This window comes from Collinsella sp. AF18-8LB, assembly GCF_003459795.1.
GTDB lineage: Bacteria > Actinomycetota > Coriobacteriia > Coriobacteriales > Coriobacteriaceae > Collinsella.
In genome coordinates this window covers 772,023-790,204 of sequence record NZ_QRWU01000001.1, presented here as the reverse complement: position 1 = coordinate 790,204, position 18,182 = coordinate 772,023, and the positions used below count along the sequence as shown (strand labels likewise).

Annotated in this window: 18 protein-coding genes; all 18 read right to left on the bottom strand. The window is 60.5% G+C overall.

Translation table 11 applies throughout. The features are described 5' to 3' along the window. Positions 1-18 precede the first annotated feature (18 nt). The 18 genes from rpsO to DWX25_RS03410 all read right to left on the bottom strand — a co-directional run bounded on the left by rpsO (position 19) and on the right by DWX25_RS03410 (position 18,180). A complete protein-coding gene (rpsO, locus tag DWX25_RS03495; protein ID WP_035138510.1) occupies positions 19-297 on the bottom strand; it encodes a 30S ribosomal protein S15 in 279 nt (92 codons plus the stop codon). A gap of 138 nt (positions 298-435) precedes the next feature. Continuing rightward, positions 436-1,185 (bottom strand): DNA repair protein RecO, encoded by a 750-nt coding sequence (gene recO / locus DWX25_RS03490; protein WP_117799100.1) that lies wholly within the window; start codon positions 1,183-1,185, stop codon positions 436-438. Between the two features lie 14 nt (positions 1,186-1,199). Continuing rightward, positions 1,200-2,228 carry a GTPase Era gene (gene era / locus DWX25_RS03485; protein ID WP_117762999.1) on the bottom strand — a complete coding sequence of 343 codons (1,029 nt, stop codon included), beginning with the start codon at positions 2,226-2,228 and terminating at the stop codon, positions 1,200-1,202. A gap of 12 nt (positions 2,229-2,240) precedes the next feature. Next, positions 2,241-2,618, bottom strand: coding sequence for a diacylglycerol kinase family protein (locus DWX25_RS03480; protein WP_117763000.1), 378 nt, complete (start codon positions 2,616-2,618; stop codon positions 2,241-2,243). Between the two features lie 9 nt (positions 2,619-2,627). Continuing rightward, complete coding sequence (gene ybeY, locus DWX25_RS03475) at positions 2,628-3,137, bottom strand: rRNA maturation RNase YbeY (RefSeq protein WP_117763001.1); 510 nt, start codon at positions 3,135-3,137, stop codon at positions 2,628-2,630. Beyond that, a complete protein-coding gene (locus tag DWX25_RS03470) occupies positions 3,134-4,120 on the bottom strand; it encodes a PhoH family protein (RefSeq protein WP_117799099.1) in 987 nt (328 codons plus the stop codon). The genes ybeY and DWX25_RS03470 overlap by 4 nt, the downstream gene beginning before the upstream one ends. Then, entirely contained in the window at positions 4,101-5,393 is a 1,293-nt protein-coding gene (locus tag DWX25_RS03465) for a MiaB/RimO family radical SAM methylthiotransferase (protein WP_117799098.1), read from the bottom strand. Before DWX25_RS03465 ends, DWX25_RS03470 begins: the two co-directional genes overlap by 20 nt. A 9-nt stretch (positions 5,394-5,402) precedes the next feature. Then, positions 5,403-6,551 carry a molecular chaperone DnaJ gene (gene dnaJ / locus DWX25_RS03460; protein WP_117735180.1) on the bottom strand — a complete coding sequence of 383 codons (1,149 nt, stop codon included), beginning with the start codon at positions 6,549-6,551 and terminating at the stop codon, positions 5,403-5,405. A gap of 81 nt (positions 6,552-6,632) precedes the next feature. Next, the gene (locus tag DWX25_RS03455) at positions 6,633-7,736 is read right to left on the bottom strand and encodes a DnaJ domain-containing protein (RefSeq protein WP_199412301.1); all 1,104 of its coding nucleotides are present in this window, start codon (positions 7,734-7,736) and stop codon (positions 6,633-6,635) included. Between the two features lie 58 nt (positions 7,737-7,794). After that, positions 7,795-9,027 (bottom strand): radical SAM family heme chaperone HemW, encoded by a 1,233-nt coding sequence (gene hemW, locus DWX25_RS03450; protein WP_117799097.1) that lies wholly within the window; start codon positions 9,025-9,027, stop codon positions 7,795-7,797. Positions 9,028-9,029: 2 nt separating this feature from the next. Further along, positions 9,030-10,073, bottom strand: a complete 1,044-nt coding sequence (gene dusB, locus DWX25_RS03445; protein ID WP_117735178.1) for a tRNA dihydrouridine synthase DusB — start codon at positions 10,071-10,073, stop codon at positions 9,030-9,032. Between the two features lie 4 nt (positions 10,074-10,077). Beyond that, complete coding sequence (gene lepA, locus DWX25_RS03440) at positions 10,078-11,889, bottom strand: translation elongation factor 4 (protein ID WP_117735177.1); 1,812 nt, start codon at positions 11,887-11,889, stop codon at positions 10,078-10,080. A 96-nt stretch (positions 11,890-11,985) separates the two neighbouring features. Then, complete coding sequence (gene rpsT / locus DWX25_RS03435; RefSeq protein ID WP_022094714.1) at positions 11,986-12,252, bottom strand: 30S ribosomal protein S20; 267 nt, start codon at positions 12,250-12,252, stop codon at positions 11,986-11,988. Between the two features lie 133 nt (positions 12,253-12,385). Next, complete coding sequence (holA, locus tag DWX25_RS03430) at positions 12,386-13,348, bottom strand: DNA polymerase III subunit delta (RefSeq protein WP_117799096.1); 963 nt, start codon at positions 13,346-13,348, stop codon at positions 12,386-12,388. Positions 13,349-13,426: 78 nt separating this feature from the next. Then, the gene (locus tag DWX25_RS03425) at positions 13,427-15,730 is read right to left on the bottom strand and encodes a DNA internalization-related competence protein ComEC/Rec2 (protein WP_117799095.1); all 2,304 of its coding nucleotides are present in this window, start codon (positions 15,728-15,730) and stop codon (positions 13,427-13,429) included. Then, entirely contained in the window at positions 15,727-16,440 is a 714-nt protein-coding gene (locus DWX25_RS03420) for a helix-hairpin-helix domain-containing protein (RefSeq protein WP_117735174.1), read from the bottom strand. The genes DWX25_RS03425 and DWX25_RS03420 overlap by 4 nt, the downstream gene beginning before the upstream one ends. A gap of 213 nt (positions 16,441-16,653) precedes the next feature. Further along, on the bottom strand, positions 16,654-17,898 hold the full coding sequence (gene thiI, locus DWX25_RS03415) for a tRNA uracil 4-sulfurtransferase ThiI (protein WP_117799094.1): 1,245 nt from the start codon (positions 17,896-17,898) through the stop codon (positions 16,654-16,656). After that, on the bottom strand, positions 17,899-18,180 hold the full coding sequence (locus tag DWX25_RS03410; RefSeq protein ID WP_035138532.1) for a DNA-directed RNA polymerase subunit omega: 282 nt from the start codon (positions 18,178-18,180) through the stop codon (positions 17,899-17,901). Positions 18,181-18,182: the final 2 nt, after the last annotated feature.

The window sequence follows — 18,182 nt, the reverse complement described above, 5'->3', positions numbered from 1 at the left end:
TTAGCATGTACAAGTTCGCTACTGAATATTGTCGCGAATGCCCAGAGCCTTGATGAGCTCACGGTACTCGACGATGTCGTTCTTCTTAATGTAGGAGAGAAGACGACGACGACGGCCGACGAGCATGAGCAGGCCACGACGGGTGTGGAAGTCCTTCTGGTGGGACTTCATGTGCTCGGTCAGCTCCTTGATGCGCTCGGACAGGATGGCGACCTGAACCTTGGGGTTGCCGGTGTCGACCGGGGTGTTACCGAACTGGGCAGTCAGCTCCGCCTTGCGCTCTTTGGAAACAGTCATTGTTTCACCTTTCGTTTTGCGTCGCCATCGGGCGACTCGATTCGCCTCGGACTGGGAAGCCGCCGGTGGAGCGAGCAACCAAGGTCGAGGTACCAACAGGCCGATATGTTACCACAAGCAGCCCGCGTCTGTGCATCATCACCGACCCAACATGAATTCCATCGCACGGAGGCGCTGATCGGTGTGCGTCGCAGCCCAAACATGCGAAAGCCCGAGCAAGAATGCCGCCGTATGCGGGTCGATTCGCTCGGCCATAAGCGCATCGAAGGTCATGGACATGAGGGCGCGCAGCCACGCGACCTCACCGGTCGACACCAGCTCGGCACCCGGAACGCTCGACGCACACGACCCGCACATGAGCCCGCCGGCCTGGGGCGAAAAATACGACAGCATAGGGTCTCCGCACAGCACGCAAGCCGAAAAATCGGGTCGGTAGCCAACGTGCGATAGCAGCTTAAAGACATATGCCGCCACGAGCAGGTCCATATGCGCCGCGTCGAGCCCGCCGCCCACCAGGGCAAGCGCCCGCTGCGTGATGGCAAAGGTAAACGGGTCCTCGGCGTCCTCGAATGAGCACACACGCGCGACCTCGGCAATCGCGCTTGCGGCGCAGGTCGTCTCGTAATCGGGCGCGGCGCCGAGCGGCGCTTCCATAAGCTCGGCCTGGGAAACCACATCGAGCGAGCGTCCATGTGCGAGCAGCATATCGACGGTACAGAACAGCTCGCAGCGCGCTGCCAAGCGCCCACCGGGTTTGCGCGCGCCCTTTGCCACGGCACGAACCTGCCGACCCCGCTCGTCAAGCATCGTCAAGATCAGGTCGGTCTCTTTGAGCTTAGTCTTATCGAGCACGAGCACTTTCGTGCGATATGTGCGAGAGCCTGCCATATGCGTTCGAAAGGCTAGTCTTCGGCGCTATACCCAAAACGGCGAATCTGAGCCTCGTCGTCGCGCCAACCGGCCTTGACCTTTACGTCCAGCTCCAAAAAGACCTGCGTGCCAAAGATGCGCTCAAGATCACGACGGGCATCGATGCCGATATGTTTGATCATCTCGCCGCCCTTGCCGATGATGATGCCCTTTTGGCCCTCGCGCTCGACGTAAATGGTGGCATGTACGCGCAACACCTTTTTGGTCTGCTCGAGCGCATCACAGATCACGCCCACGGAATGCGGAATCTCATCACGGGTGCGGCGAAGAACCTTCTCGCGCACAAACTCGGCAACGAGCGTCTCGTCGGAAGCATCGGTGCCCATGTCCTCGGGGAACCAGCGAGGACCCTCGGGCAAAAAGTGCGCAACGGTCTCGATGAAGGCATCGACGTTAAAGTTCTTGACCGACGACGTCACGATCTCGTCGTCATAGTCCATGAGCTCGTGGGCTGCCTTGAGCTGCTCCATGACCTGTGCGGGGTCGGCCTCATCGGCCTTGGTGAGCACCAGGACCTTCTTGCAGCGGGCGCTCTTGACGCGCTCGGCAACCCAGGCATCTCCCCTGCCGATCGGCTTGGTGGCGTCAATCAAAAACGCGACGACGTCAACATCGTTCAGTTCGAACAGCGCACTCTTGTTGAGCTCGGAACCCAGGCCATCCTTGGGCTTATGAATACCCGGGGTATCGACAAAGACCAGCTGGTAGCCGGGACGATTGACGACGGCGCGCATACGGCGGCGGGTCGTCTGTGCCACCGGCGAGGTGATGGCAACCTTTTTGCCGTAGCAGGCATTAAGTAACGTGGACTTGCCGGCGTTGGGGCGACCGACCAGGGCCACGAAGCCGCTGCGGAAACCGGGTTCCACGTCACCAAAGCCCATAGGACCGTCATCCTCGTCGCATAGGGCGTCGAGTTCCTCATCGCTCATGCCCTCAAACGGGTCGAATTCCTCGACCTCGTCCAGAACCTCATCGGTAGGCTGCATATTGTCGGACATGGGAATCCCTTTCTAAATAAAGCCAAGCGCGTGGGCAAATACCAGCACGCCCACAATCGCGGCGGTGATGGAAAGAACGTATACAGAGGCGGCGGCGATGTCCTTCGCACGCTTGGCCAGCGGATGAAGTTCCTGGGTCGCCAGGTCGACGATGGCCTCCATAGCGGTGTTGCACAGCTCGCCGTGAATCACCAGGCCACAACAGATGATAATCGTGGCCCACTCGGCAATGTCGAGCCCCACGATGCAGCCGGCAACGACGGTGCACACGCCCGCAACGAGCATGACCTTAATGTTGCGCTCGGTCTTGACGGCGGTGACGAAGCCCTCCATGGCGTAGGAAAACGACTTTAAGAAGGACGGATGGTCCTTGTTCGATCCGGGAATCATAGACGGCTCCTAGTCGTGGACGTGGTTGGTGATGGGGCCGACGTGGACTAGCTTGGGGTCCTCGCCGCGCTCGAGCGCCAGATCGCGCAGGATGGCGTCCTCGCGGGCCTCCATGACCTCGGCCTCGTCGTCCTCGATGTGGTCATAGCCCAGCAAGTGCAGCATGCCGTGTACGAGCATCAGACGGCACTCGCCAGCGGGGCTATTGCCAAAACCGGGGGCCTGACGGGCAATAACCTGCGGGGCCAAGATAATATCGCCGAGCTCGAGCGTCTCATCGGCGGGAATATCCTCGTCAAAGGCCGAATCGCACTCGAACGAGAGTACATCGGTGGGGCGGTCGATACCGCGCCACTCGTGGTTGAGCCCGTGCATCTCGTCCTCGTCGACATACGAAAGGGAAATCTCGACTTCACGTTCAACGCCCTCAGCGGCGAGCACAACCTCGCAGATGTGTTCCACCTCTTGCGCGTCGAGCAGCGTATCGAGCTCGGCATCGTTGCTGATCAATACACTCAACGGGACTCCTTTCGGTCGCGCGAGCGTTGCTCACGCATATCATCATAAGCATCGTATGCCTCGACGATACGACCCACCAAGGCATGGCGCACCACGTCGGCATGCTCCAGGTGCGCAAACGCCACATCGTCGACACGGCCCAAAATCCGCTCAACGTCGGCAAGACCGCCACGACGACCCACCAGATCGCGCTGGCTCAGGTCGCCGGTAATCACGAACTTGGAGTTAAAGCCCAAGCGCGTCAGGAACATCTTCATCTGCTCGGGCGTGGTATTTTGTGCCTCGTCGAGTACCACGAAGGCATCGCTCAGCGTACGGCCGCGCATGTAGGCGAGCGGGGCAATCTCGATCACACCGTGTTCCATAAGCTCATCGGTGCGCTCGCGATCCATCATGTCAAAAAGGGCGTCGTAGAGCGGGCGCATATACGGGTCGATCTTTTCCTCGAGGGTGCCGGGCAAAAAGCCCAGGTTCTCCCCCGCCTCGACAACCGGGCGCGTCAAGATTAGGCGACCCACCTCATGACGCTTAAGCGCGGCGACGGCGAGCGCCATGGCCAGATAGGATTTACCGGTACCGGCAGGACCCAAACCAAAGGTTATCGTATGCGAACGAATGGCGTCCACATAGCGCTTTTGCCCGAGCGTCTTGGGGCGAATGACGCGGCCGCGATACGAAAGCAGCACGTCCTCGCGAAGCGACGTAGCCTCGTGCTCACCGTCGCGCAAGACGGCCAGGCAACGCGAGACATCGTCGGCAGAAAGGGTACGGCCGGCCGCCGCCTCGCGAAAAGCATGTTCGAAAAAGCGCGCCACGAGCTCGACCTCGTCCGGGTCACCGCTCACGGCGATGCTATCGCCACGGGCGACCACATGGGCGCGAACCAAGCTCTCGAGCGCACGAAGGACGCCGTCGCCGGCGCCCAAAACGCGCGAGGGGTCAATTCCCTCGGGAACGGTAAGTCTAATCTTCGAGGCTTCCATGAACCTCCCTACATGCATGGACCAAGTCGGAATCATCGACTCCGATGATAGTAACATCGAGCAGGCACGGAGCTGTAAGTCCACAGGTATCGTCAAGACGGGCATGATGGAACGAGCCGAGTGTCAGGTTGTCACCATACTCGAGCACGGCGCGCTCAACGGTTCCCACGCGACGATGAGCGTCGGCAATGGCGAGCTCCTGAGCAGCCGCGCGCATGCGGCGGCTGCGCTCGGCCATGACCTCAGGTGGTACCTGGTCGGGCATGTCGGCGGCGAGGGTGCCGGGGCGCTTGCTATAGCGGAACACGTGCATGCGCGAAAAGCCCACGCGACGGCATAGCGCCAGCGACTCCTCGAACTCCCCATCCGTCTCACCGGGAAAACCGACGATAACGTCGCACGAAAGAGACGCCTGCGGCAGGTTGGCGCGAATCATGCGCACCGTGTCCTCAAAGGCCTCGGCGCTATAGGGACGGCCCATGCGATGCAGGGTCGCCGTGCAGCCAGACTGCACGGGCAGGTGCAAAAACGGGGCGATACGCTGCGGATAGCGAGCCATAACCTTAAGCAGGCGCTCAGAGATATCCATGGGCTCGACCGAGGAAATGCGCACATGCGGAATAGACGTGCGCTCCATAATGGCCTCGAGCAGCTCATCGATTTCGACATGTTCATCGGTCGCGCTCTTGCCGTCATAGGCACCCAGATTCACGCCGGTCAACACGACCTCGGGCACGCCGGCCTCCTGGGCCTCGCGAACTTGCTCGAGCACGGACTCGACGGGCACGGAGCGCTCGGGGCCGCGTGCCTTCCACACAATGCAATAGGTGCAGCGATGGTTGCAGCCGTCCTGAATCTTCACGCCCAGGCGAGAGCGACCGAGCGCATCGACCACCTCGCCATCACTGCAGGCTGGAACACTATCGGACTCAACGCCCAGCACCTCGCAGACACGTTCGGCGACATCGATCTTGGACGGCTCGGCGATCACGCGATCCGAAAGCTCCAGCAGTTCCTCGGGATGCAAATTGACCACGCATCCGGTCACGACCACATAGGGGTCGTTTGGATGGGCCAGAGCATGACGGACGGCCTTACGGGTCTTGGCCTCGGCCTCGCCCGTAACGGCACAGGTGTTAATGACGATCAGATCGGCATCCTGGGGCTCCACCATGGCAAAGCCCAGGCGCATAAGATCGGCAGTGATACGGTCAGACTCAACCCGGTTGACACGACATCCGAGGTTGACGACGGAAATATGGGGTGCGAGCACGCGGGCTCCTTAATCGAGGATATCGTCGAGGGCACTCTTGATACGGTCGGTCACCGACTTCTTACCGGAAGCGACGTCATCGCCCATCTCATCGGCAAAAGCACGGAGCAGCTCGCGCTGCTTATTGGAAAGATTGGTGGGAACGACCACGCGCAGTTGCACGATCAGGCGGCCACGCGAACCGCCACCGCCAATGCGCGGCATGCCGTAATTATTGACGCTCACGGTGTCGCCGTACTGGGCACCGGCGGGAACCGTCACCTTAACGACCTCGTCGGGCATAATGCCCTCGACCTCGATCTCGCAGCCGAGCGCAGCCTGTGCAATCGAAATATCGCTCACGAGGTACAGGTCGTCACCGTTGCGCTTAAAGCGCTCGTGGTCGGCGACGCGCACGTTGACAATCAAGTCGCCCGAAGGCTCGCCGCGAAGGCCGGCCTCGCCAAAGCCGCTCACACGCAGCTGGCGACCGGTCGAAACGCCGGCGGGAATATCGATGTCGATCTTTTCATGCGAAGGCGTGCGGCCCTGACCGTCGCAGGTCTCGCAGGGATGGTCGATAACCGTGCCCTCGCCATGGCAGTCGGGGCAAGGCGAGGAGGACTGAACCTGGCCCAGGAACGAACGCTGGACCGTCGTGACATAGCCCGTACCGTGGCAGCGGCCGCACTGCTTTTCCTGTGCACCCTCGGCCCTACCGGTGCCATTGCAATCCTCACAGGGAGCAAGGCGGTCATAACTAATCGTCTTTTTGCAACCGAGCGCCGCCTCCTCAAGGGTCACCGAAAGAGAGATGGCCATATCGCGGCCGCGACGACGCTCACGACGGCTGCGGGCGCCACCGCCGGCACCGCCGCCAAAAAACGACGAGAACAAGTCGTCCATGCCCATGCCACCAAAGATATCGTTGATATCGACGTAGCCCGAACCACCAGGGCCGTCGACAGTGCCATAACGGTCGTAGTTAGCACGCTTCTGCTCATCGGAAAGAACGGAATAGGCCTCGTTGAGCTCCTTGAACTTGGCCTCAGCATCGGGGTCGTCCGAAACGTCCGGGTGTACGGTACGGGCCTTCTTTAGAAACGCGCGCTTAATCGTCCGCGCGTCGGCATCCTTGTCAACGCCAAGTACCTCGTAGTAATCCCTATTTTCCGACACGACCGAATCCTTCCAACTTTCATTATTGTCACAGTGCGTCCTATACCCAAGCTGGGCCGACCGCAAACAGAGGGTTTGATGTTATTGCATTTGATACGGCGAAAGCATGGCCCGTTGCGAGCAGCTCGCAAACCAAACAGACACGAGCGCGAACATGAAGCCGTTGGCAAAACCGTTGGCAAACTGCATCGCACCACGCTTCCACCACAGCAGGCTGCGATGAAGCACACCGTCCGAAAGCACCATGAACAGGCCCATGGTAAACGGAATAAAGCACATCACGGCAAAGGCCGAGAACACGCCCGAGATGGCCGACAGCACCAAAAACGGCGCCACAATGCCCATCAGGTAAAAACCGGTACGAGCTTTGCCTTCCAAGCGCTCGGCCTCAACATGGGCGCGGCCGACCAGGTCGCCGCCCGCGGCACCGTTGGTGCCAGCATGACCCATGCCGCTAATGCGGACCTCGTCGCTATCGTGCGTGCCGGCAGGAAACTCAATCGTCTGCTCGGAGGTTACGCGAGTACGACCGCTGCCACCGCAATCGGGGCAGGGGTCGGCCACGACCTTACCGGAACCGCCGCACTCGGGGCAGACCGACTGGAACGTGCCCGCACCAAACAGGAAGGACAGGTCGACGTCGATGTGGCCGCGGCCACCGCAGCTCGGGCAGGTATGGGCATGCTCAGACGAAACGGAGCCCGAGCCGCCGCAGTTGCTACAGGTGTCGAAGCGCGTGTAGCGGACGGTCTTGTGGGCACCGCCTTTGGCCTCCTTGGCGTCGAGCTTAATATCGACGACCACATTGGCGCCATTCTCGGGATTGTAGGCAGCCTGCCCACGACGCTGCTGGCCCCAGGCACCACCAAAGGGAAAACCGCCCTCAAAAGGATTGCCATAACCCGTGCTGCCGGCATAGCCGCCACCATAGGGCGAAGCCGTAGGAGCACCGGCAAAGGGATTGCCAGAACGCATGGCGTCGTAGCGCGCACGTTTTTGCTCATCCGAAAGCACGGCGTAGGCCTCGGAAACCTCTTTAAACTTTTCCTCGGCATCCGGCTCTTTGTTGACGTCCGGATGGAGCTTGCGGGCCTTTTGCTGAAAGGCCTTTTGAATATCACGCGAGGTGGCGTCCTTGGAGACGCCCAGGATCTCGTAGTAATCTTTTTCGTTCATCGTCGCCATGCGCGGCAACCTCCTGCTCACAGCAGCGTATATATTCCGGTAATTCTACCCGAGCGGCTTAAGCTAGATCCCAAAACAGCTCGAACAGAACATTTCCATCGAGCCAGCCCAGGTGGGTCGGCGCCAGACGAGCGCGAACGCGGCCCGAGAAGACATCTGCCGAAGTAAAGGGTCCCTCATGGACCCCGAGCGCCTCGGGCAACCAAGTGGCAAGACCCAATTCGAGCGCGCGATCGCAGGCAGCTGCCAGCTCGCCCGTTGGGATGACGCAAGCTGCACGAACCAACAGGTCGGACGCAACACCGCGCGTCATGCGGCAAGCGAGCATCAGGTCTTCGGCCGAAGCCTCGCGCTGCGACAGATATTCGGCCTCGAACGCCGTCGCGTCATCGTCGCGCTGAACCAAGCGCACACGGTACGCATCGCCTCGAGAAGGCGCGCCAGGGAACAACATAGCCAGGTGATCGAAATCCTCGGCATCGAGCATACCCGCGGCAGAGCGTCCTAGACCCAAATAGCCCTGTCCAGTCCAATAGGCAATGTTATGGGCGCATTCATGGCCGTCGAGAGCGTAACTCGCCACCTCATACGGGTGATAGCCGGCGGCACCCAGGAGCTCGCGTGCCACGTCCATGCAGGCGGCCTGAAAATCCTCATCGGGCTCGAGTGACTCGTCGCGGCACACCATGCGATAAAGGGGCGTCCCCTCCTCGAGCGTGAGCGGGTAGACCGACACATGATGCGGAGCCGCCGCCAGCACGCCATCGAGTGTGCACTGCCAACTCGCCGCCGTCTGCCCGGGAAGGCCACACATAAGGTCGCACGACACATCGAGACCAGCGTCCTTCACCGTCGCGATAGCCGCAAGTGCCCGATTAGCATCGTGAATGCGGCCAATAGCAGCCAGCTCGATATTGTCGAGGGTTTGCACGCCCAGAGAAATGCGCGTGAAACCCGCCTCGGCAAGCGCCGGGGCGAGCTCAGCGGTCAACGACTCAGGATTTGCCTCGCAGGTAAATTCAACGGGCTTGCACCACATGGAGATACGACGGGCAAGTTCTACCAGGCGCTCCCCTGCCAGCGACGGCGTGCCGCCGCCTACGTAGACTGTGCGGATCTGCCTGAGTGCCCCAGCGTTGCCAAAGGCATCGAGCCGCGCATACAGCTGCTCAAAATAGGCATCGAGCGCAGCGTCCAGGTCGCACGGGGCAAAGCTGCGCGAGTCAAAGTCGCAATAGCGGCATTTTTGAGCGCAAAACGGCACGTGCACATACAGCGCGGTAACGGACACCTTTAGGCCTCCAGCGGATGAGCGGGCACCGACTCGCCGGCGGCAAGCGCGGCCTCGCAGGCCACCACATCGCGCTCGATATCATCGACCAGCCCCATAAACTCCTCGTATGTGGAACAGCGCACCACCTGGGCGCGCCAAGCGGCTGCATGGGGCATACCCTTTAAGTACCAGCTTGCATACGTACGGGCGCGCGACATAAGCGGCAAAAGCTCGTGCGTCAGCGTCAGGTGCTCGCGCAGGGCGCCCAGGCGCTCGACCGAGGAGCGAGAAGGAACCGGCGTGCCATCGAGTGCAAGGGCTCGGGCATCGCCGAACACCCACGGGTTCCCGTAAATACCGCGCGCGATAAATACCGCGCTGGCACCCGAATTGCGCAGATGCTCCGCGGCATCCTCGGCAGTGAACACGTCACCCGAACCAATCACGGGAATCTCGACAGCGTCGGCAACCTCATCGACGACCGACCAATCGGCCTGGCCCGTATAGAGCTGCGTGGCACAGCGACCATGCACCGCCACCGCTGCGGCCCCCGCCCCCTCGAGCATTTGGGCAAACGTCGCGGCATTACAGTCCTCGGCATAAAAGCCCTTGCGGATCTTCACGGTCACGGGAACGTGTGCCACGCCCACTGCCGCCTGGACGATTTTCTCGGCCAGGTCGGGCGTGCGCATGAGCGCCGAGCCCTCGCCCTTGGTGACGACCTTGCGAGCCGGGCAGGCCATGTTGATATCGATCAGCGACAGGCGATCGCCCACGCGTTCCTCGACGGCAGCGACAGCGCTCGCAAATTGATCGGGCTTGGAGCCAAAGAGCTGCACGCAAATCTGCTGCTCCTCGTCGGCCGGCAGCACCAGACGCCACGTCTTATTGCTGGCATAGGCAAGGCCCGCCACGCTCACCATCTCGCTATAGGCAAGATTGGCACCGCGGCGGCGGCACATAATGCGATACGCGGGATCGGTCACGCCCGCCATGGGAGCCATAAGGAACGGCTGCTCGGCATAGGCGCCCAGCAGCCGCGTACTGTATTCAGAAAGCGCCATGGTCCTACTCGTCCACCTTGAGGATCGCCATAAAGGCCTCCTGCGGGACCTCGACCGAACCAATAGCCTTCATGCGCTTCTTGCCCTCTTTTTGCTTTTCGAGCAGCTTGCGCTTACGCGAGATATCGCCGCCATAGCACTTGGCCAGAACGTCCTTGCGGCGCGCCTTGACGGTGGAGCGGGCGATGATCTTGTTGCCGATGGCGCCCTGAATAGGTACCTCGAACAGCTGACGCGGGATGATCTCCTTGAGCTTGTCGCACAGGCCGCGGGCCAGGCCATAGGCCTTGTCCTTGTGCACGATAAACGAAAGCGCGTCGACCTCGTCGCCCGAAAGCAGGATGTCGAGCTTCACAAGCTCGGAGGGACGATATTCGTTGAACTCGTAGTCGAGCGACGCATAGCCCTTGGTGCGGCTCTTGAGCTGGTCAAAGAAGTCCAGGATGAGCTCGGCAAGCGGCATGTCAAAGCGCATCTCGACCGATTTGCTCGTGAGGTGGATCATATCGGTGGTAACGCCGCGGTGCTCGATAGCGAGCTGCATGACAGCACCCGTATACTCGGGCGGGCAGATGATCTTGGCCTTGAGGTAGGGCTCCTCGATACGCTCGATGCGCGTGGCCTCGGGCAGGTCCTGCGGGCTGCGGACATCGATCATCTCGCCGTCGGTCTTGTAGACGTGATAGTCCACCGAAGGGCTCGTGGCGATAAGGTCCAGGTTGAACTCGCGCTCCAGACGCTCCTTGACGACCTCCATATGCAGCAGGCCCAGAAAGCCCACGCGGAAGCCAAAGCCGAGCGCCACCGAGGTCTCGGGCTCCCACACCAACGACGGGTCGTTGACATGCAGCTTATCGAGCGCGTCACGCAGGTTCTCGTAGTCCTTGTTATCGATCGGGAACAGGCCCGTATAGACCATGGGCTTGGCCTCGCGGTAGCCCGGAAGCGGCTCGGGGCAGGGATTCGATGCCCACGTGAGGGTGTCGCCCACACGCACGGCCTCGGGGTCCTTCAGGCCCGTGACCACGTAGCCCACCTCGCCGACCGTCAGCGCGTCGACCGGCGTCTCGGCGGGACGCTTGACGCCCACGCCGTCGACCAAAAAGTCGCCCTCGGCCTGCATCATGCGCAGGGTATCGCCCTTTTTGATGGAGCCGTCAAAAACACGGACCGTGGCAACCACGCCGCGGTATTCATCAAAATAAGAATCCAAGATGAGTGCTTTGAGCGGCGCATTCGCATCGCCCTTGGGCGGCGAGATCAAGAAGACGATGGACTCCAGCAGGTCGTGGATACCCTCGCCAGTCTTGCCCGACACGCATACGGCATCGTCGGCAGGGATCGCGAGGTCGTCCTCGATCTCGGTCTTGACCTCGTCGGGGTGTGCCGACGGCAGGTCGATCTTGTTGATCGCGGGCACAATATCCAGGTTGGCGTTCATGGCGAGCGTCGCGTTGGAGACGGTCTGCGCCTCGACGCCCTGCGTGGCGTCGACAACGAGCACCGCGCCCTCGCAGGCGGCCAGCGAACGCGAGACCTCATAGGTAAAGTCCACGTGGCCCGGCGTATCGATCAGGTTGAACTGATACGTCTCGCCGTCGTCGGCGTCATAGGACACGCGGACGGCATTGGACTTAATCGTAATGCCGCGCTCGCGCTCGATATCCATGGTGTCGAGCAGCTGCGACTCCATGTCGCGCTCGTCGACGGTATGGGTGAGCTCGAGGATGCGGTCACTGATCGTGGACTTGCCATGGTCGATGTGCGCAACAATCGAGAAGTTACGGATGTGGGAAATGTCAATTGAAGTATTCATGCGGACTATCTTACCCGAGGGGCACAAAAAATGGAGCCTGTTCCATAAAACAGGCTCCATTTATGCGCGTAATCTGTGTGGTGTGAAATTTACAACTTAGGCGTTGATGCTGTTCACGAGCTTGGCAAGACCGGACTTGCGGTTGGAAGCCTGGTTCTTGTGGATAACATGCTTGGCAGCAGCCATGTCGAGACGCTTGGTGACGGTCTTAAGGGCAGCCTGGGCCTTCTCGGCGTCGCCCTCGGCGACAGCGGACTGGACGTGCTTGGTCAGCGTCTTGAGCTCGGACTTGACAGCCTTGTTACGCATGCGAGCTGCCTCATTGGTGCGGATACGCTTCTTCTGAGACTTGATGTTTGCCACTTCTGGAGTTCCTTTCGAGTTCCTTGCAAAAAATGTATGACACCTCTGAGACACGGTGAGGTCATGCAAGCGCCTACTATAGCACGCTCCCCCTCAAAGGGATAGAACGAATTTGTCAAATAGGCAGGTATCATCACGATTTTCTCAAGATGTTCGTAATCCAGAGCAAAAGCGCGGTCTCAGAATCGGCCGAACCCTTGAGCGCGAGCTCCACATCAACGGCACCCTTGAGCGCTGCGACGAGCTCGGTCATCGAAAAACGACGTGCCCAGGTCAGGTGATTTTTGACCTGCCAGGGCTGAAGTTTGAGCGTCGCGGCGAGTTCACGCCCCTGCCCACGAGAGTCGAGCGCCTTGGCGACGATCAGCTCACGAAAGCGACCGCATAGCAGCGTGTAGGTCCACACGTAGCTCTTGGAGGGCAGAAGCTTAAAGAGCTCGAGCGAACGCCGCATATCGCGAGCTGAGACGGCGTTGAGGAAGTCCCAGGGCTGAACCTCGGCCGTACGCACGATCCAACGCTCCACGTCGGCAAGCTCAATCTGGGGCGCCTCGACCATCTGGGAGAGCTTTGCCAGGTCGTTATCGAGCATGCGCGCGTTTTCGCCCGAGCGCGAAACGAGCTCCTCGGCGGCCGCCGTCGAGATCGACTTGCCGTGCTGCGTCGCCATCTGCTGCACGCGGCGCGGTAGCTCCCAGCGCTTGGTACCCGAGCAATCGACGATAGCCTTCTTGTCGATTTTGGCGATCGCCTTATACAGGCGCGTGTTCTTGGCAAGCGAGTCGGCGATGATGAGGCAGACCGTTGTGGGGCTGGGACTCGCCAGATACTCGACGAGCGGCTCCGAAACCGCCTTGGCAAGCTTTGAGCAGCCATCAAGGATTACCAGGCGAAACTCGTTGCCCATGGGAAAGGTATTGAGCGATCCGATAATGGACTCGATATCGGAGTCTTTGGTCATGTCGCGCTCGTCGAGGTTGAACTCGACCATTCCCGACTTTTCCAGACGCGCTTTCATACGCGAGACGGCGTGATCGCGCTTGACGCCGTCGGTACCGACGATCAGGTATGCCGGCAGCAGACCGGTTTCGGACATTGCGCTCCCCTCCCGCAGGCCTTCGTATTCATTCCGTGCCATTCTAGCCCAGGGGCCCACCACACGCCAACGATGTCGTCACGGTCGCTGGCATCGCATCGCAAAACCATTCGCAGTCGGCGCGACGGTAATGTCGCCGTGTTCGATAGTGCACGCGAACACACCGCCCGCTTCCTTCACGGAATCGATGCAGGCATCGGACGGATGGCCGTATCGATTCCCCTCGCCCGCGCTCGCGAGGGAAAGCTCGGGCTTCAGGACGTCCAGCAACTCACCATCGACTGAAACCTTGGAGCCGTGATGCCCAAGTTTAAGTACATCGATATCCCCCACCTCCTGCACGAATTCCCGTTCTTGGTCGAGTTCGGCATCACCGGTGAGGAGCATGCGCAGGCCCATGCCTTCCTGAACATAAGAGAGCAGCAGGACAAGCGAGTCCTCATTTCCCTCGCCATCCACGGACTCGAATGGCCACATCACGCGGGCGCAAAATGAGCCGATGTCGACCATATCCCCACGGCGCACCTGTCGATACTCCACGCCAGGTCGGTTCAATACCTCGACAGGAGCATCCTCCAGCGCTTCGGCCGCCACGGCAATCGTTCCAACCGAAAACTGTTCGAGCACGGCAGGCAGACCACCCCAGTGATCCTCATCCCAATGCGTCACAAAGACGGCATCGATATGGTGCACGTTATTGCGAACCAACGCCGCTACCACGCGCTCGTCGACCCCGCAGTCGACGAGCGCTACTGCGCCGCCCTGGCGGATAAGAATCGCATCGGCCTGGCCCACATCGAGCACCGTCACCGAAGGCGGAGCGAATCGATCCCAGTAGACGTACGGAATCGCAGCCAAGAGCACCAGACATGCAAACCCCACCGCCATAGGCCGTGCCTGAGGGCGCGGCCACCAGACCAGGAGAACCGCCAGCAAACACGGCGCTAGGTAAATCCACATGCTATCCGGCGGCACACTCACGGATGCACCCGGCACGGCGGCAAACAGCTGCTCGAAGAACAGCGTGCAACGGGCGGTAATCATGGGCACAACGAGCGCCCAAGTGCGCAACGGCGCCACGAGCGAAAAGGGAACCAGCACGATCGACACAGCAAGCAGCAGACTCACCACCGGACCGATGACCGCATTTGCCAGCGGAGCAATGAGCGAGAACGTACCGAAGGCAGGAATGGTAATGGGAAGAGTCGCCAGCTGCGAGCACAGCGTGACGGAAAGCATGCTGGCAATGCCCGATGGCACACCCAGCTCACCCATAGCGTAGGTCGCATAGGGGCAAAAGCACAGGATGGCTAAGACGCTGGCGCATGAAAGCTGAAAGCCCATCTCGAACAGCACCGTCGGCCGCAGTAGCACAAAGATGGACATGGTTACGAAGAGTGCCGATGCGCCGTGCCGGCGACGGCCCGCGCCGTTTACGACAAGCGTCGCGAACACCATGCAGCACGCACGCACGGCCGAGGGAGACGCGCCCGTAAAGGCAGCGTAGCCTACAAGCGTTATCGCCAATATCGCCCGCTGAAGGCCACGTGAGCACCGAGTCTTTTGCAATACGCCCTCGATTACAAACCCCACGATAGCCAAATGGCTGCCCGAGACGGCGATAAGATGCGCCGTTCCCGTCACCGAAAACCAGTCGCCCGCCGGCTGGGCGCGCAGCTCGGCCGAACGACCGCAGACGACACCGGCTATGAGCGCACGCGCCGGGTCGGTCGCAGGCGCGATGGAAGCAAGCAGCCCATTTTGCAGCCGAGGCAGCGGCCCCAGAGAGCCCTCATCGACCGACACAATCCGAACGGCTTTAACCTTGCGCACCTCGCCTCGGAGCATGCGCGATCGTCCATGCGCATCGTTCTCAAAACGTGAAACGCGACCGATAACACGCACGTGCGCCCCGACCTTGAGCTCGCGGCCACACGATAGGCGAACCGTTGCCAAGCTCTTGCCGTCCGCGCGTGCCTCGCAAGTATAGGAATACACGTCGTCGTTTATGGATGGATCACCCTGCACGACAAACTCGAGGCTGCTTGCCGCTCGACCATCGAGCGCCTTCGAGGCGCTGAGCGCGCCCACAGCCCACCACGCCGAGACGACCGCTCCCGCCACGAGACCGACGGACGCGGCATACAGCCACCGCTTAAAAGGGGCAAACCGCGCACAAGATTGAGCCAGCGCAACGAATACCGCCGCCGCAACGGGAATAGCCCATAGCGGCCCGAACGCTGGCGCCTGCTCCCCCAGTAGCGCATCAGCGGCCACGTTGAGCACCAAGGCGCAGCTCACGCACATGCCGACACACAGGGCCATCGTCCACGGAATCAGGGGCCGCGGAGGCATCACATGCTCGCGCTCGGTCGCACTCATACGCAGATGCAATCTTTGATTTTGGCAAGCTTCTTCTCGCCGATTCCCGACACACGCATCAGATCGTCAACCGAGGCAAAGGCACCGTTCTTTGTCCGCTCATCGATAATCGACTGAGCCATGGAGGGACCGATGCCCGAAAGCGTCTGCAGCTCTGCCGCGCTTGCCGTATTGATGTTTACTAGGCCTTTTGCGCCACTCACGCCCGATGATGCTGAAGCCCCACCATCGACACCGGCTTCCGCAATGGACGCCCGCTGTTCCCCTACCGTTGGAACGTGAATCTTCTGTCCATCGATGACCTTAGATGCCCGATTGAGCCCCGTAACGTCTGCCTCGGGCGCCAGCCCGCCGGCGGCATCAATCGCCTGAGCCACCCGCGCGCCGTCCTTGAGGCGATATACACCGGGCGACACAACGGCGCCATCGACATCGACATAGACCTCTGCCGCGGCAGAAGCCTTAGTCGAAGATCCTTCGGATGTCTTTCCGCTCGAAGCATCGCCGGATCCCGGCTCCACTAACGAGCCCGAACCATCAGTGCGCTCAAACGACACACCGCCGGCACCGCCGCCAAGGTTCGCCATCGCCAAGCCGCTCGCCATCGCAATGACGCCCAGCATCGCCACCACCACTGCCTTATGACCGAGCAGCTTGCCCGCCCAGCGGTCCATCTTTTTGACCCGTTCGTGTTGTTCGCGCTGCGCCATAGCAAAACCTCCCAACAACATCGTGTCAGGAAAAGAGCCCTGCAACAGCCATGCTTCAAAACCGGTTATCGCGGTCAAACCAAAAGCCGACCAAAACCTTGCACAAATCTGTCCATTTATTCAGGCACACGTCAGCAAATGAACACTTAGTCGCAAAATGCCCAGATGGCAAAAGACCGACGATGCAGGCGCATCGTCGGTCTATGCACAAATTTACTCGTGATCTTGGTAAATCTCACGCGGAGCAAGCTCCGAATGTTTGCGTTTTAAGGTCTTAGGCGCCTTATACGTGTTGCTATCGAAGTCGATGTACTCGGTCTGCTTGAGCAGACACTCGATCATCTCCTCGTGATCGAACAACTCCCAGGCCTCATGCACGGCATCGAGTTTAGCATGCGTCTCGGGACGGCGCGGCATAAACAGCGTGCAGCAGTCGGGAGCGGCCTCAGTCGAGATATCGAACGTACCGATCTCCTCGGCGCGCGCGATGATCTCCTGCTTGTCCGAACCGATGAGCGGACGGAACACAGGGATCTTCACGGCCTCGTTGACGGCCATGATGTTCTCGAGCGTTTGGGAGGCAACCTGCCCAAGTGATTCGCCCGTAACGATGGCCTTGGCACCCTCGATGTGTGCAATGCGCTCGGCAACCGAATACATAATCCGGCGATACATGATCACACGCAAGTTGCTGGGGCAGGTGACCGAAATCTCACGCTGGCAGTCGCCAAACGGGACTACGTACAAGCGGCCGATCTGGACACCCGGTGCAAGCGCACGGATGATGTCCTGCACCAAATACTCGCTCGTATCGGGCGTCTGCGGACGACCGGAGAAATGCACCGGCACGCACACCGCACCGCGACGCGCGAGCATCCAGGTCGCCACCGGAGAATCGATACCCGACGACAGCAGCGTCACGACCTTACCGGCAGAACCCACCGGCAGGCCACCCACGCCGCGCTCGGAACGCGCATACACATAAACGCTGCCCTGGACCACCAACACATGCACCATCGCATCGGGGTCGTGCATTTGAACCTTTTTATCGGGGAAGGCCTCACACAGCACCTCGCCCACCTGACGATTGATATCAATCGAGGTGAGCTCATAGTCGGTGTTGGAGCGCTTGGCGTGCACCTTAAACGAATCGAAGGAACCAAACTCGCGCAGCGCCTTCACGGCGGCGGCGCAGTACTCCTGCGGGTCGCGGTTGGTGTGATACGCCAAAGACACACGAGCAACGCCGGGAACGGTGCGAATGACACGCGCCGCCTCGTCGGCCTGATGCTGGTTAAAGGTCACGAGGATATAACCGGAAATTCGAGACACGGCATTCACGGAAAAGGCGGCCAAGGCCGCCTTGATGTTATCCATGAGGATATGCTCAAAATGTGCGCGGTTCTTGCCCTTCAGTCCAACCTCGTGATAGTGGACCAGGCAGACGCGAGCTGCCATTTAGGCTTCAGCAACCTTGTGGCCGAGCGCCTTCTCGTAACGAGCCTCATCGTAAGAGATGTCGCCATCGACAATCTCGTCCATAGCCATCGAGATAGTATCGGCACCGGAAAGCCCGATGGTGATGTCATCGACATCCTGGACGGCAAGCACGCGATTGTGCTGGCCACGCAGCATGCTATTGATGTCGCAGGCGCGCTTGGAGGCAAGCGAAGCGAGCAGGAAGCGGTTGTGATCGGTCTTCTCCAGAAGATCGTCAATGCAAGGCTTTACAACGGACACGG

Excerpts from the sequence above, each read along its gene's own strand:
- rpsO (WP_035138510.1), bottom strand. The coding sequence starts at position 297 with ATGACTGTTTCCAAAGAGCGCAAGGCGGAGCTGACTGCCCAGTTCGGT.
- recO (WP_117799100.1), bottom strand. The coding sequence starts at position 1,185 with ATGGCAGGCTCTCGCACATATCGCACGAAAGTGCTCGTGCTCGATAAG.
- era (WP_117762999.1), bottom strand. The coding sequence starts at position 2,228 with ATGTCCGACAATATGCAGCCTACCGATGAGGTTCTGGACGAGGTCGAG.
- DWX25_RS03480 (WP_117763000.1), bottom strand. The coding sequence starts at position 2,618 with ATGATTCCCGGATCGAACAAGGACCATCCGTCCTTCTTAAAGTCGTTT.
- DWX25_RS03470 (WP_117799099.1), bottom strand. The coding sequence starts at position 4,120 with ATGGAAGCCTCGAAGATTAGACTTACCGTTCCCGAGGGAATTGACCCC.
- DWX25_RS03455 (WP_199412301.1), bottom strand. The coding sequence starts at position 7,736 with ATGGCGACGATGAACGAAAAAGATTACTACGAGATCCTGGGCGTCTCC.
- dusB (WP_117735178.1), bottom strand. The coding sequence starts at position 10,073 with ATGGCGCTTTCTGAATACAGTACGCGGCTGCTGGGCGCCTATGCCGAG.
- lepA (WP_117735177.1), bottom strand. The coding sequence starts at position 11,889 with ATGAATACTTCAATTGACATTTCCCACATCCGTAACTTCTCGATTGTT.
- holA (WP_117799096.1), bottom strand. The coding sequence starts at position 13,348 with ATGTCCGAAACCGGTCTGCTGCCGGCATACCTGATCGTCGGTACCGAC.
- DWX25_RS03425 (WP_117799095.1), bottom strand. The coding sequence starts at position 15,730 with ATGAGTGCGACCGAGCGCGAGCATGTGATGCCTCCGCGGCCCCTGATT.
- DWX25_RS03420 (WP_117735174.1), bottom strand. The coding sequence starts at position 16,440 with ATGGCGCAGCGCGAACAACACGAACGGGTCAAAAAGATGGACCGCTGG.
- thiI (WP_117799094.1), bottom strand. The coding sequence starts at position 17,898 with ATGGCAGCTCGCGTCTGCCTGGTCCACTATCACGAGGTTGGACTGAAG.